Source organism: Saccharopolyspora antiqui (assembly GCF_052246905.1).
Taxonomy (GTDB): Bacteria; Actinomycetota; Actinomycetes; order Mycobacteriales; family Pseudonocardiaceae; genus Saccharopolyspora.
Genome location: NZ_JBQQBO010000003.1, coordinates 205,698 through 218,467 on the forward strand (window position 1 = coordinate 205,698; position 12,770 = coordinate 218,467).

Below are 12,770 nucleotides of genomic sequence, written 5' to 3' on the forward strand. Positions count from 1 at the left end.
ACGGGTACCGCTACTGCCCGGTTCTGCCTTCGGCTATCAGGGCTGCCTGGAGCATGGCTCGGCAGTAGCCGGTGTCGTACAGCTCGCCCGCGTGTCCACCACCACCGACTTCGGCGTACTGGCCGGTGATCTCGTCGTGCTCGCGGTCGTAGTCGAGCGCGCGGGGATGCTCGGGCAGGATGCCGCGGTTGTAGCCCTGCCGGACGAGTTCGCGCATGAACGCGAACATGTCGGTCTGGCCGCTGTCCGGGAAGACCTCGGCGTACTTCACCCTCGGTTCGTCCACCCGGACGTTGCGGTAGTGGATGTGGTTGATCCGGTCCCGCTCGCCCATGTAGCGCACGAATTCGACGGCGTCCGCGCCGACCTCGGTGGCCACCCCGGAGTGCACGGTCATCCCGTTGGCCGGGCTGTCCACGGTTTCGACCATGCGCTGCCAATCCCGCACCGAGCCCAGGATCTGCGGATTGCCGCGACTGATCGGGGCGGGCGGATCGTTGGGGTGCAGCGCCATTCGCACCCCGGCCTCGTGCGCGACCGGGATCACCTCGCGGAGGAAGTGCTCGTAGTGCTCCCAGAGCTGCTCGTAGCTGAACTCGGGCGTGCCCGGCTCGCGCGGCAGATCCTGCACCGGCACACCGTCGACCTCGCGGTGGTAGTCGAAGGCCGTGTACCCGGCGCCCAGCCGGTCCTCGTCGTCGAGGAGCTCGTAGTAGCCCTCGGTGAGCCGGTGTACGTACCAGTTGTACTCGACCACCGGGATGCCCGCTTTTCCCGCCGCGACAAGGGAACGCTTGACGTCGTCGATCGCCTTGTCGCGGTCGCCGGTGCCGAGGATCGCGCTTTCCGGCGCGCTGATCAGGTACGCCGTGACGTGCAGCCCCAGCGCCTCCAGCCGGGCCCGGTCCGCGCGCAGCGTGTCGAATCCCCATGGCAGCGGGGGCGTGTCGGTGATCAGTGCGCCGGTGACACCCACCTGGCGCCAACGGCGCACCGTCTTCTCGTCGGGATTGCGGGAGAACCACTGGCAGAGCTTCGGGGTGTCCGACCGCTCCCGCACGTCGTCCGGCCAGTTGACGTCCGGGTACGGCAGGTCCGTTGTCGTCGCGGCAGCCGAGGCGCTTCCCGCCTCGGTCGCCGCGAGTGCCGACAGGGCCGCCACCGACGCGGTTCGGGTGACGAATTCTCTGCGAGTGCTTCCCATGGTCGAACCCCTTCGGCTCATCCGGGCCGGGCAGCTTGCGGGTGGCCAAACCGACGCTAGACGCGCGGGCGGGGTGCGTTAAGAACATGTTCCGGATAGCGACATCCAGATCGGTGATATCGGGGCCGGGGTGCCCGTTGTTCCCGGAAAAGCGTTTACTACCCGGTTTCGGGTGATCTACGATCGTCTCAGTGCTACCTAGCGAAGAACGATGAGGTTCAGAACGGGTGCCACGCGTGCCTGGTGGAAAGCGGGGTGCGCACGGCGATGTTGCGTCCGGACGTTCGCCTGGAGTGGTTCGTTTCCTTCCTCGCCGTGATTGACACCGGCAGTTTCAGCACGGCCGCCGCGACCACGCACCGTTCCCAGTCGCGGGTGAGCATGCACGTCGCGTCGCTGGAGCGCGCGGTGGGTCTGCCGCTGTTCGACCGGCGGAAGCGGCCGGTGGTCCCCACCGAGGCGGGGCGCAGCTTGGCCGATCACGCGCAGACGATCCTGCGGGAGCTCGACATCGCCGAAGCCGCCATGGCGGCACGTCGCGGCGCTGCTCGCGGAGTGGTGACGCTGGGCAGCTTTCCCAGCGCCAGCGCGGCTTTCGTGCCGCTCGTGCTGGAGCACTTCACGCGCACCAGCCCCGATGTCAAGGTGATCCTGGTGGAGCGGGCCACGCTGGAACTCGACGACGCCCTGATCAACGGTGATGTCGACGTGTACCTGCGGCCGATGGCGCCGCCTCCGGTGTCTTCGACGGTGCAGTGCTTCCCGCTGTGGCAGGAGCCGCTGGTCGTGGTGCACCCGCCCGGACATCCGCTGTGCCTGCTCGACGAGCCGCTGTCCATCGAGGCGGTCGCCGCGCATCCGCTGATCACCATCGGGCAGCGGGAAACGTCCGACCTCGCCAGGTTCGAGCCGAACCGGGTGTTCCACGAGCGCGGTCTGGAGATCGACCTGGTGCAGGCGACCAACCAGCCGCAGACGTTGATCTCGCTGGTCCGGCACGGGTTGGGCGTCGGGGTGACGAATGCGTTGGCGGCGCTGGTTTCCGACACCCGCGGCGTGCGGGTGCGCCGACTGGAGAGCTCGTTCGGCCGACGCGTAGCGGTGTACTGGGATTCCGCCCGACCGATCGCACCGGCGGGCTGGCACCTGATCGAAGAGATCAAGCGCGGCCCCCGCCCGAACGGCACCGAGGCCCTACCGGACGTCGAAGAACCCGAACCAAAACGATTCGCCTACCTGGATTCCTAACGCCCACCCCGGCGCCGCTACCCGCACCGGTGAAGACCGAAGGGCACCTTTCGCCAACTATGCCGGTAAAAGGTGCCCTTCACTCGGAAAAAGTCATCCGTACGGGCCGCGATTCGGTGGATTCGGGCCCTTGATCGGGTGGGGAGTGAAGGGCACCTTTTGCCAAGTACGTTGGTGGAAGGTGCCCTTCACCTCTTATCTGGTGGTGCCGAGGGGGGTGATTGGGCCGATGGCGAAGGCGTAGATCGTGGCGCCGGTCAGGGCTACCAGTCCGGCTACGGTGAGTGGGAGGACGTAGGAGCCGCCGGTGATGTCGAGCAGGATGCCGACGACGATCGGGCTGACCGCGCCCGCGAGGTTGGAGGCGAATCCTTGGATCCCGGCCAGCGATCCGACGTTGCCGGGAGAGGGCGCGACGTCGCCGGGTAGCGCCCACAGGCTGGAGGCGGCGAAGGTCAGCGCGCAGTACGACACCGTCAGCAGCACCAGCGCGACCCCGGCGTTGGGGGCCTGACCGGCGAAGACGATGACCGACGACAGCACCAGTCCACTCACCAGCGGCACCTTGCGGGCCACCGACACCGGATGACCCCGGCTGATCAGGCGGTCCTGCAGGAGCCCGCCGAGCCACTGCGCGGGCATCGCCAGCAGCGGCGGGAGCATGCCGAGGATGCCCAGCTGGAGCAGGTCGAAGCCGCGCGCGTCCACCAGGTAGGAGGGGAACCAGGTGACGAAGAAGTACAGCACGAAGGACAGGCAGAAGAAGCCGCCCACCATGCCCCAGGTGGTGCGGTAGGCGAGCAGTTCCCGCCACCGCATCGCCGGGCCGCTCGCGTCCTCCGGCGCGCTGCCGCTGCGGATGTGCGCCAGTTCGGTGGCGGTGACCGTCGGGTGGTCGCCGGGATCGCGGTAGACGCGCAGCCACAGCACGGCGAAGACCAGCCCGACCAGGCCGCACACCAGGAACGAGGCGCGCCAGCCGATCAGCCCGATGAGCACGGCGATCAACGGCAGCGCCAGCGCGGTTCCGGCGCGGCCACCGCTGTCGAAGATCGATGCCGCTATGCCGCGTTCGCGCACCGGGAACCACCGGGACACGATCTTCGAGTTGGCCGGATAGGTCGGGGATTCGCCCACGCCCAGCAGGAAGCGCAGGAGCAGCAGGATGGCGAAACCGGTGGCCGCGCCGATGAGCATGGTCACCACCGACCACACGACCAGCGCGGCGAACAGCATCCGCCGGGGCCCGAGGCGGTCCACCAGGTAGCCGGAGGGCATCTGCATGAACGCGTAGGTCCAGAAGAACGCCCCCAGCAGCACTCCGGACGCGGTGCTCGACAGGCCCAGGTCCTCGGTCATGTAGGGCAGTGCCACGCCGAGGTTCGCGCGATCGACGTAGTTGATGGTGGTGGCCAGGAAGGCCATCGAGATGATCGTCCAGCGCGCGCGCCCGACACCGGAATCCGGTTTCGAACTCGCGTGCCGCCGTTGCGGCGTGGTCATGGGCGGCCTCCCCGTCTCAGCTGCGATGTCCAAGCTAGGAGCGCCGACCGCGTGGTGTTAAGCGCGCAAGCGGGATAGCACTATTCCGATCTCTGATCGCGCTGTTCGCGACCGCGCCCGTCGAACAGCGGGTCTACTGTGGACCTGGATGCTCGTCCGGTCGTTGACAGGGCGGCACCGGAGCAGCACAATTCATCCCGTATTGAATTTCTGGGCAGCCGTGCGACGGCTCATCCTGGGAGGCAGCGCACGATGGACGAACACACGCAAGGCCCCGCCCTCTCCCCTGAAGAAGCCGACTTCGACGCGATCTACCGGGGTGAATCGCCCTTCGGCGAAAGCGCGTTCCGGTTCGAGCGCGTCCCCTGGGACATCGGCGAACCACAACCGCGGCTCATCGAGCTCGCGGACACCGACCGGATCCGCGGCGAGGTGCTCGACGCCGGATGCGGGCTCGGCGAGAACTCGCTGTTCCTCGCCGAGCGCGGCTACCGGGTGCTGGGAGTCGACGCCTCGCCCGCGGCGATCGAGCAGGCGCGGCAGCGGGCCCGGCAACGGGGCGTCGCCGTGGAATTCGAGGTGGCGGACGTGACCAGCCTCGACGGCATCGAGCAGCGGTTCGACACCGTGCTGGACAGCGCCCTCTACCACTGCCTCGTCGAGCAGCAGCGACGGGACTACAGCGCGGCGCTGCACCGGGTGACCAAGCCCGGCGCACAGCTGAACCTGTTCTGCTTCTCCGACGGCCCCGACTCGCTCATGCCGTTCCAGGTAAGCCAGGACGACCTGCACGCCAATCTCGGCGGGCACTGGAACATCACCAGCATCGAATCGACGTACTACACCTCAGCCTTCACTCCGGACTCGATCCGCGCCATGGCCGGGCACAACGACTTCGAAGCGGCCGGGCTCGCATTCAACCTCGACGCGGTGGAAACCGACGAACAGGGGCGAATCCTGCTGCCGGTGTGGCAAGTGCACGCCGAACGCCGGTAGCGGCTCCGCCGATTTCGCGGCCAGGACGAGCGAGCCTCAGAGCGTCATCCAGGCCAGGACCGGTAGCGACTGCAGGTAGACGAGCACGCACATCAGGGCCAGGAAGGCGATGCTCCACGGCAGCACGCGGCGGAAGATGTCGCCTTCCCGGCCGGTCATGCCGACCGCGCCCGCCGCGATGGCCAGGTTCTGCGGCGAGATCATCTTGCCCAGCACACCACCGGAGCCGTTCGCCGCCGCGGCGAGCAGCGGGTCGATACCGGCCTGCTGGGCGGCCGCCACCTGCAGGGCGCCGAACAGCGAGTTGGACGAGGTGTCGGAGCCGGTGACGGCGACGCCCAGCCAGCCGAGGATCGGCGAGATCAGCGCGAACAGCCCGCCCACCGCGGCCATCCAGGTGCCCAGCGTCGCGGTCTGCCCGGAGGCGTTCATCACGTAGGCGATCGCCAGCACCGACATGACGGTGACGATCGGCCACTTCAGCTGCACGTAGGTGCCGAGGTAGCGGGACAGCGCCGCGCGCGGCCGGATCCCGATCCCCGGGATGGTCAGCAGGCCCGCGATCAGCAGCAGCGACCCGGCGCTGGTCAGCCAGTTGAACTTGAACTGCACCAGGGACAGCGCTTCACCCTCGGGATTGCGGATGTCCAGGCCCGGCCAGCCGAACTGCAGCGTCACCACGTCCAGGGCGCGGGCGATCGGGCCGATCTGGGCGACCACGAACACGGCGATGATGATCAGGTACGGCAAGTAGGCGCGGAACACCACGCCGTGGCCGTCCGCCGCGGGCGGCGCCTGCTCACCGGCGCCGGGCGGCGTCCACACCCGCAGCAGCAGGACCGTGGCGCCAGCGGCGACGAGCGCGGCGATGATGTCGGTCAGCGGCACGGAAACGTAGTTCGCCGCGACGAACTGGGCGATCGCGAAGGTCACGCCGCACACCAGCGTGGCGGGCAGGGTTTGCCGCACCCCGCGCAGGCCGTCGATGATCCCCACCAGCACCAGGGGCACGAAGACCGCCAGCAGCGGAGTCTGGCGACCGGTCATCGCCCCGAGTTCGGCCAGCGGCAGCCCGGTGACGCTGGCGAGCGTCACCAGCGGCGATGCCAGCGCCCCGAAGGCGACGGGAGCGGTGTTGGCCACCAGCGCGACCACCGCGGAGGTGATCGGGCTGAACCCCAGCGCCAGCAGCATCACGGTGGTGATCGCGACCGGGGTGCCGAAACCGGCGAGGGCCTCCAGCAGCGCCCCGAAGCAGAACGCGATGATCACGGCCTGGATGCGGCGATCGCTGCTCACCCTGGAGAACGACCGTTGCAGCACGTCGAAATGGCCCGTGGTGACGGTCATGTTGTAGATCCAGATGGCGTTGATCACGATCCACAGGATCGGGAAGAACCCGAACGCCGCACCCAGCGTCGCGGACAGCACCGCCTGGTCCACCGGCATCGGGTAGATGAAGATGGCGATCGCGATCGCGACCAGCAGTGCGATCAGGGATGCCTTCCACGCCGTCATGCGCATGATGCCGAGCAGCGCGAACAGCACCAGCAGCGGCAGCGAGGCCGCGAGAGCACTCCAGCCGAGAGAGCCGAACAGCGGATCGAGAATCTGTTGGTACACGGCCACTCCCTCGGGGCAGATGCACATCTCGTCGCGCGTCCAGGTGGGGCAGAAGATAGTGCCTGCCGCCGTGGACTACACCTCGACCGCGGCGAACGCGGTCGCTGGGAAACCCTGACCGCCGGGCGCGCCGACGTCAACGCCGCCCTGGACATCGAAGCCGACTTGTCATGTCGTTGGTACGAAAGAGGGTTCCAGCATCACAGCCGATTTGTCCGAATTGGACCGCGGGTTTTTCGGGGGGAAATGGGGATTTTTCGGACAGCGAGCAGGCCACCGACGCCGGGGATGACGGCGCACCACCGGGCGGCTGGGGAGCGGGTCGTCGCGAAGGTGATCGCGATGACGACCAGGTAGGCCATGCCGTGCAGCGGGCCGCCGAGCGTCGTGATCACCCGGAGGTGCGCGGTGCACAGGTTGATCAGCAGGGCCGCCAGGGAAGCGGCCTCGACACCGGCCGCGATTCGCAGGATGCGCACGCCGGTCACACTCCCGTGGTCGAGCCGGGGCGGACGATCATGAGGACGACGACGATCGCCCACAGGACGTTGAAGATGCCGGTGAGCATGGTCAGCCGGGTCGCCAGGGCGAGCGTCCCGTCGTGGTTGGCCGGGTCCCTCGGCAGCGCTAGCAGGCGCTGCTGGTTGGGCAGGATGGCCAGCGCGAGGATCCCGGCGGCGATCGCGGTCAACGCCAGCGACACGATCAGCCAGGCGTCGGTGAGGACGCCGAGTTGGGCCCCGGTGGCGATCCCGAAGACCGGAACGGCCACACCGACCACCGCGTAGCCGCGGCAGATCCGGTTCAGCAGTGCGGCGATCCCGGCATTTCGCCCGCCCGGATCGTCGCCTCCGGTAGCCCGCGCGTAGCGGGGGAACAGCGAGGCGGCGACGGCGATCGGTCCGACCACCAGGATCGCCGCGAGGACGTGGATGGACAGCAAAACCTTGGTCACTGCGGTCCTCTTTCGATCAACAGATGCGTTCTCTACCAATATGTCGCCTGGCAATATATACGCCACCTACGGCCCTATGGGTAGGCTGTCGACTCATGCGGACAGATGCGGTGCGGGGACACCTGGACGGACTGCTGCTGGCCGTGCTCGAACCCGGCCCACTGCACGGCTACGCGATCATCACCGCGGTCCAACAGCGCAGCAGCGGCGCGCTTGAGCTGCGCACCGGCACGATCTACCCGGCGTTGAACCGGCTGGAGCGGCTCGGGCTGCTGCGCAGCAGCTGGCAATCGATGGGCGAACGACGACGGCGCTGCTACCAGCTCACCGAAACCGGACGGCGCGGCCTGGCCGTCGAGCGGACCCAGTGGCAGGAGTTCACGACCGCGATCGGCGCCGTCCTGAACCCCGACCCGTCGCCGCAGGGGGTCACGTGACCGCCGACCCCATCGAGGACCACACCGCGGCGCTGACCGTCGCCCTGCACGGCCCGGCCAAGGTCAAGGCCCGGATGATCCGCGAGATGCGCGACGGTCTCACCGACACGGTGGCGGCTTACCGCGACGAGGGGATGCCCTACGAGCGCGCCGTCCAGTTGGCGGTGCGCGAATTCGGAACCGCCGAGCAGCTCGCGCCGAGCTGCCAGCGGGAACTGACCGTCGCCCAGACCCGGCGCACCGCCCGAGCCATGCTCGCCACCGTCCCGTTCCTGATCGCCTGCTGGAGCCTGATCTGGACCGCCGACTCAGGCCTGGGTCTGCCGCCCGCCGTCGCAGTGCTGTCCGGTGTCGCGGTCACCGCCGCACTGCTGGCCGCGACGACCCTGGTCGCCACCGGCGTCCTCGCCCGCTGGCTGCCGATGCCGGACCGGCTGCCGTTCGTGGTCGCCTGGACCGGTACCACGGCCAGCGTGGCCATGGCGCTGGCCACGGTCACGCTGGCCGGCGCATCACCCCTGGCCGTCGCATCACCCCTGGCCGTCGCATCACCGCTGGCGGTGAACTGGCCGCTGATCGCGCTGGTCGGCACGTTCAGCGTGGTGTCGCACGGCGTGGTGGCGTCCTCGGCCCGGGCCTGCCGCGAATGCGCCCGCCTGCCGATCACCAAGCCCGCCATCCGCTGACGCCGTCCCGCGCCGGGCCCGATCTTCGTTCTCGCCTGGCCTCAGGTGGCGTGCCGATTTCGCGCGAAATCGGCGTTTCCCATCGGCGTGGGTGGCGATTTCGCGCGAAATCGCTCGCACCGCTGCGCAGCGCGAGTTCGGGGACGGACGGTCACTGCCGGGCGATGTGCACTGCTGCGAGTCGTTCGTACACCCGTGAGAGTGCTTGGTTTCCGTTGGTCGCCTCGCCGTGCGCGACGGCTTCCAGGTACAGGTCCTGCACGCCCGCCGCGCCCGGCAGCGGGGTCGCGGTTCGGGCCGCGGCGTCGGTGGCGATGCGGAGATCCTTGACCTGCAACGCGATCCGGAATCCGGCGCTGTCGTCGCCGTCGATCATCTGCGGGCCGAGGTGTTCGAGCACCCAAGATGCGGCGGAGCCGCCCAGCAGCGCCTTCCGGAGCGGCTCGGGATCGACACCGAGCTTGACGCCCAAGGTGAACGCCTCGCACACCGCCTGGATGTTGATGGCCACCGCGACCTGGTTGCAGGCCTTGGTCGCCTGCCCCGCCCCGGCGGGGCCCATCCGGGTCACCTCGCCCATCGGCGCCAGCACCGGCCGCGCCCGCTCGACGTCCTCGGGTGCGCCACCGACCATGATGGACAACGCGCCCGCGACGGCGCCCCGGACGCCGCCGCTGACCGGCGCGTCCACCATCGCCATCCCGGCGTCGGCGAGCGTGCGGGCGAGTTCGGCGGTCGTCAGCGGCGAGATCGTGCTCATGTCGATCAGCAGGGTGCCCGGTCGGCAGGTCGCCAGCACCTCTCGGGCCACCTGCTCGACGTGCGGGGTGTCGGGCAGCATGGTGATCACCACGTCGGCGGGCGCGAGTGCGTCGGCCGACGTGTCCACCACGGTGTGGCCGTGTTCCCGGGCCCTCTCCCGGGCCTGCGGCGCGATGTCGAAGGCACGCGCGTCGAAGCCCGCGCCCGCGACGTTGGCCAGCATCGGCAGGCCCATCACCCCGAGCCCGACGAACGCCACGGCCGTCGTGTTCGGTGCTTCGAAGCCGGTCATGCTCGTGCTCCTTCGCCGGATGCCTCGTCCGCCGCAGCGGTTGTGGTGTCGGTGAATGCCGGGTTTTCGACGTAGTCGTCCACGTCGACGTCCACGTGCGTCGGATCCCAGCGGATCAGCAGCAGGCACAGCAGCCCGAGGAAGGGAACGGCGGCCAGCCAGAGCAGGGCGTCGAGACCGTAGGCGGCGGTGAGGACCGGCCAGATCACCAGCCCGGCGGTTCCGCCGGTCCGGTTGCCGATCTGCGCGAAACCGACACCGGCGCCGCGGATCGAGGTCGGGTACGACATCGTCGCCAGCACCACGCCCTGCGTGCCGGGGCCGGAGGCGTGGGAGAGGATGAACATCCCCAGGAACAGCGCGGCGATCCAGATCGCCCCGCCGAACGGCTCCTTGCCGAAGATGTTGACCACCAGCAGCGAGGTGAAGGTGCCGCAGAACCCGAACAGGGCGAGCTTGCGGACCCCGACGCGCGGCGCGAGGAAGACGCCGAGCACGCCGCCGCCGACGCCGAAGATCAGGTTGAAGACCAGCGGACCGACGATGCCGGTCAGCACGGTGTCGCCGAGGACCTGTTGGGTCACCACGCCGATCGAAAAGCCCACCGCGTAGTACTGGCCGCCCTGGCAGAAGTTCACGGCCAGCGACAGGATCGTGCGCATCCGGTACTTGCCCTGCCAGAGCCTGCCGAACGCCAGCCGGGCCGGGAGCTTCCGGTCGGCGTGCGGCATCCGCAGCACGGCGTCCTCGGCCACCACGACGTCGATCTTGTACGCGCGGCGCAGCACGGCGGCGGCCCGGTGCAGGTCGGCGTTCATCGCCAGCCAGGTCGGCGACTCGGTCAGGTATTTCCGCCGCAGCACCAGCACGATGATCGTGGGCACGACCCCGAAGGCCACGATGACCCGCCACAGTTCGCCGATGTCCCACGAGAACGCGTCGAACAGGAAGTAGCCCGCGAGCAGCAGGACGAACGTCGAGCCCACCGCGACGTACCACACCGGCGCGTACATGTTCAGCGCGCGACCTTTGTTGCGCTGCGCCGAATACTCCGAGATGAAGCTCAGCGCGACCGGGTAGTCGATGCCGACCGAGAGCCCCATGATGAAGCGCGCGATGAAGAAGAACCAGGCGTTCGGCGCTACGGCGCACAGGATCGTGGCGATGATCAGCACGATGAGGTCGGCGGTGAAGACCTTCTCCCGGCCGATGCGGTCCATCAGGATGCCGCCGGTCAGCGAACCTATGAGCGCGCCGACGAGGATCACGCCCGAGGTGAGACCGAGCATCAGCGGCGAGAGGCCGAAGTCCTCCTGCACGTAGCTGAGCCCGAACGCGATCGACGTGAAGTCGTAGGCGTCCATGAAGATCCCGGCGAGCGCGATGACGACGACCAGATGCGACTTGCCGCCGCTGATCCGTCCGGAATTGACCAGGTTGACCACGTCCTGCGGATGCCGCAGCACAATTGGGGCAGACATGTGCGTCCTCGCGTAGCTGGTGGGCTTGTTCCGTTCGCTTCGCATTCCCCGCAGCGGCGTCCCCGCCGGGGATCCGCGGCGATCTCTCAGTCGTGATCGGAAGAGCTGAGCTCCGCCGCGGCGTCCAGCTCCATCTGCCGCAGCTTCGCGACCCGCCGCGCGGTGTCGGCGTCGTTGTCGAAGGTGGCACCGAGGAACGCGGCGAGCACTTCACCGGCCATCGCCGGTCCGATCAGCCAGGCACCCATGGCGATCACGTTGGTGTCGTCGTGCTCGACTCCCTGGTGCGCGGAGTAGACGTCGTGGCCGAGTCCGCACCGGATGCCGGGGATCTTGTTGGCCGCGATGACCGCGCCCACCCCGGTTCCGCAGACCAGCACGGCGCGGTCGGCCTGCCCGGACCGGACGAGCTCGCAGGTGGCCCGCGTGATGTCCGGGAAGTCCACCGGGCTCTCGGTGTCCGTCCCCCGGTCGATCACCTCGTGACCGAGTTCGCGCAGGGTTCGGGACACGTGGTCCTTCAGCCCGAGCCCGGCGTGGTCGTTGCCGAGTGCGATCCTCATGGCGTCCTCCCGGAGGTCCGTGCTGCGGCCGCTGCCGCCCGATCGCGCGCCCGTGCCTCGCTCGCATCCGGCGGTGCTGACCCGCTGGACGGGTGCCACGGCAGCGGGAACCCCGCGCCGCGCCCGTCCCAGCTCGCCAGGACCTGCGAGTTCGACCCGTGCATCGCCCGGCGCAGCTTAAGCACCCGAATGCGGGACAGCAATACCCTTTTCACGCCTTCCGGCACCGAGGTGGAGCCGAGGTCAATCCCTTGTCGCGTAGACGATTCTGTTGTCGATTCCGCCGGGAGTCTCCGCCGGAGCATGCGCCGCCGCGCGGAAGCCCTTGCCCCGCAGCTTGGCCAGCACGCGTTCGAGGGAGTGCTGAGCTTCGTGCACTTCGATCGCGATCTGCTTGATGCGGTCCCAGTCCGGGTCCTCGATGCCGTCCAAGGCGGCTTCCTCGCCGCCCTCGATGTCCATCTTCACGAGTTCGATGCTGTCCGATGTGGACGCCGATGCCCGCAGGATCTCCGAAAGCGTCCGCACCGGAACGCGAACCGGCTCGTGCCGGTAGAGCTGCGCCGCGATGGCCGGGTTCGCGTAGGTCGCGATGGTGTCCTTGTCCTTGAGCTTCTCGTCCAGGTGCGCCGTGGAGTTGCCCGGCATCGAGGGGAAGAAATAGAACTGCGCCGACCCGGCGTGGTCGGACAGTCCTTCCGGGTGCACGGTGACACCTTCGACGCCGTACAAGCGGATGTTCGCGCGGAGCGCGTCGACGTTGTGCGGGATCGGCTCGATGGCCAGCACCGAGGCCTTCGGGAAGTGGCGCTTGATGAAGAGCGTGAAGATGCCGATGTTGGCCCCGGCGTCGACGACGAACCCGGTGGGGCTGATCGGTTTCAGGCCGCGCAGGTAGGTGTTCCGGCGGAAGATCTCGTCGTAGATCAGCTTCGCCTCGGTGAGCACCGGGTTGCCGCTCGCTGGGGAGTAGCACTTGAAACCGCCGTCGATTTCGACGAGGTCTAATTCGGTCACGTC

At 68.7% G+C, this 12,770-nt stretch carries 13 protein-coding genes; 4 read left to right on the forward strand and 9 right to left on the reverse strand.

Annotated features, from left to right (window positions below; translation table 11 throughout):
- Window positions 1–10: 10 nt before the first annotated feature.
- On the reverse strand, window positions 11–1,204 hold the full coding sequence (locus ACTWQN_RS07930) for a mannonate dehydratase (RefSeq protein WP_443202679.1): 1,194 nt from the start codon (window positions 1,202–1,204) through the stop codon (window positions 11–13).
- A gap of 267 nt (window positions 1,205–1,471) precedes the next feature.
- On the opposite strand from ACTWQN_RS07930, the gene ACTWQN_RS07935 reads away from it, so the two are divergent.
- On the forward strand, window positions 1,472–2,452 hold the full coding sequence (locus ACTWQN_RS07935) for a LysR family transcriptional regulator (protein ID WP_443202680.1): 981 nt from the start codon (window positions 1,472–1,474) through the stop codon (window positions 2,450–2,452).
- 195 nt (window positions 2,453–2,647) lie between these two features.
- On the opposite strand, the gene ACTWQN_RS07940 is transcribed toward ACTWQN_RS07935, so the two are convergent.
- Window positions 2,648–3,955 (reverse strand): MFS transporter, encoded by a 1,308-nt coding sequence (locus ACTWQN_RS07940; protein WP_443202681.1) that lies wholly within the window; start codon window positions 3,953–3,955, stop codon window positions 2,648–2,650.
- A gap of 252 nt (window positions 3,956–4,207) precedes the next feature.
- On the opposite strand from ACTWQN_RS07940, the gene ACTWQN_RS07945 reads away from it, so the two are divergent.
- Window positions 4,208–4,951 carry a class I SAM-dependent methyltransferase gene (locus ACTWQN_RS07945; RefSeq protein WP_443202682.1) on the forward strand — a complete coding sequence of 248 codons (744 nt, stop codon included), beginning with the start codon at window positions 4,208–4,210 and terminating at the stop codon, window positions 4,949–4,951.
- A gap of 36 nt (window positions 4,952–4,987) precedes the next feature.
- Here the strand turns inward: ACTWQN_RS07945 and ACTWQN_RS07950 are convergent, their stop codons facing one another.
- From ACTWQN_RS07950 to ACTWQN_RS07960, 3 genes are all read right to left on the reverse strand, one after another.
- Window positions 4,988–6,574 carry an L-lactate permease gene (locus tag ACTWQN_RS07950; RefSeq protein WP_443202683.1) on the reverse strand — a complete coding sequence of 529 codons (1,587 nt, stop codon included), beginning with the start codon at window positions 6,572–6,574 and terminating at the stop codon, window positions 4,988–4,990.
- A gap of 200 nt (window positions 6,575–6,774) precedes the next feature.
- Window positions 6,775–7,053: a hypothetical protein gene (locus ACTWQN_RS07955; RefSeq protein ID WP_443202684.1), complete on the reverse strand. Its 279-nt coding sequence runs from the start codon at window positions 7,051–7,053 to the stop codon at window positions 6,775–6,777.
- A gap of 5 nt (window positions 7,054–7,058) precedes the next feature.
- Window positions 7,059–7,529: a hypothetical protein gene (locus ACTWQN_RS07960; RefSeq protein ID WP_443202685.1), complete on the reverse strand. Its 471-nt coding sequence runs from the start codon at window positions 7,527–7,529 to the stop codon at window positions 7,059–7,061.
- 95 nt (window positions 7,530–7,624) lie between these two features.
- On the opposite strand from ACTWQN_RS07960, the gene ACTWQN_RS07965 reads away from it, so the two are divergent.
- Window positions 7,625–7,966, forward strand: coding sequence for a PadR family transcriptional regulator (locus ACTWQN_RS07965; RefSeq protein WP_443202686.1), 342 nt, complete (start codon window positions 7,625–7,627; stop codon window positions 7,964–7,966).
- Entirely contained in the window at window positions 7,963–8,652 is a 690-nt protein-coding gene (locus tag ACTWQN_RS07970) for a permease prefix domain 1-containing protein (protein ID WP_443202687.1), read from the forward strand. Before ACTWQN_RS07965 ends, ACTWQN_RS07970 begins: the two co-directional genes overlap by 4 nt.
- Window positions 8,653–8,803: 151 nt before the next feature.
- On the opposite strand, the gene ACTWQN_RS07975 is transcribed toward ACTWQN_RS07970, so the two are convergent.
- The 4 genes from ACTWQN_RS07975 to ACTWQN_RS07990 all read right to left on the reverse strand — a co-directional run bounded on the left by ACTWQN_RS07975 (window position 8,804) and on the right by ACTWQN_RS07990 (window position 12,767).
- Complete coding sequence (locus ACTWQN_RS07975) at window positions 8,804–9,706, reverse strand: NAD(P)-dependent oxidoreductase (RefSeq protein ID WP_443202688.1); 903 nt, start codon at window positions 9,704–9,706, stop codon at window positions 8,804–8,806.
- Window positions 9,703–11,187: an MFS transporter gene (locus ACTWQN_RS07980; RefSeq protein WP_443202689.1), complete on the reverse strand. Its 1,485-nt coding sequence runs from the start codon at window positions 11,185–11,187 to the stop codon at window positions 9,703–9,705. Before ACTWQN_RS07980 ends, ACTWQN_RS07975 begins: the two co-directional genes overlap by 4 nt.
- Before the next feature lie 86 nt (window positions 11,188–11,273).
- Window positions 11,274–11,750 (reverse strand): RpiB/LacA/LacB family sugar-phosphate isomerase, encoded by a 477-nt coding sequence (locus tag ACTWQN_RS07985; RefSeq protein WP_443202690.1) that lies wholly within the window; start codon window positions 11,748–11,750, stop codon window positions 11,274–11,276.
- A gap of 243 nt (window positions 11,751–11,993) precedes the next feature.
- Window positions 11,994–12,767: an FkbM family methyltransferase gene (locus ACTWQN_RS07990; protein ID WP_443202691.1), complete on the reverse strand. Its 774-nt coding sequence runs from the start codon at window positions 12,765–12,767 to the stop codon at window positions 11,994–11,996.
- Between the last annotated feature and the right edge of the window lie 3 nt (window positions 12,768–12,770).

What these genes read in the sequence shown, in the direction of transcription:
- ACTWQN_RS07930 (WP_443202679.1), bottom strand. Translation starts at nt 1,204, where the DNA reads ATGGGAAGCACTCGCAGAGAATTCGTCACCCGAACCGCGTCGGTGGCG.
- ACTWQN_RS07935 (WP_443202680.1), top strand. Translation starts at nt 1,472, where the DNA reads ATGTTGCGTCCGGACGTTCGCCTGGAGTGGTTCGTTTCCTTCCTCGCC.
- ACTWQN_RS07940 (WP_443202681.1), bottom strand. Translation starts at nt 3,955, where the DNA reads ATGACCACGCCGCAACGGCGGCACGCGAGTTCGAAACCGGATTCCGGT.
- ACTWQN_RS07945 (WP_443202682.1), top strand. Translation starts at nt 4,208, where the DNA reads ATGGACGAACACACGCAAGGCCCCGCCCTCTCCCCTGAAGAAGCCGAC.
- ACTWQN_RS07965 (WP_443202686.1), top strand. Translation starts at nt 7,625, where the DNA reads ATGCGGACAGATGCGGTGCGGGGACACCTGGACGGACTGCTGCTGGCC.
- ACTWQN_RS07975 (WP_443202688.1), bottom strand. Translation starts at nt 9,706, where the DNA reads ATGACCGGCTTCGAAGCACCGAACACGACGGCCGTGGCGTTCGTCGGG.
- ACTWQN_RS07980 (WP_443202689.1), bottom strand. Translation starts at nt 11,187, where the DNA reads ATGTCTGCCCCAATTGTGCTGCGGCATCCGCAGGACGTGGTCAACCTG.
- ACTWQN_RS07985 (WP_443202690.1), bottom strand. Translation starts at nt 11,750, where the DNA reads ATGAGGATCGCACTCGGCAACGACCACGCCGGGCTCGGGCTGAAGGAC.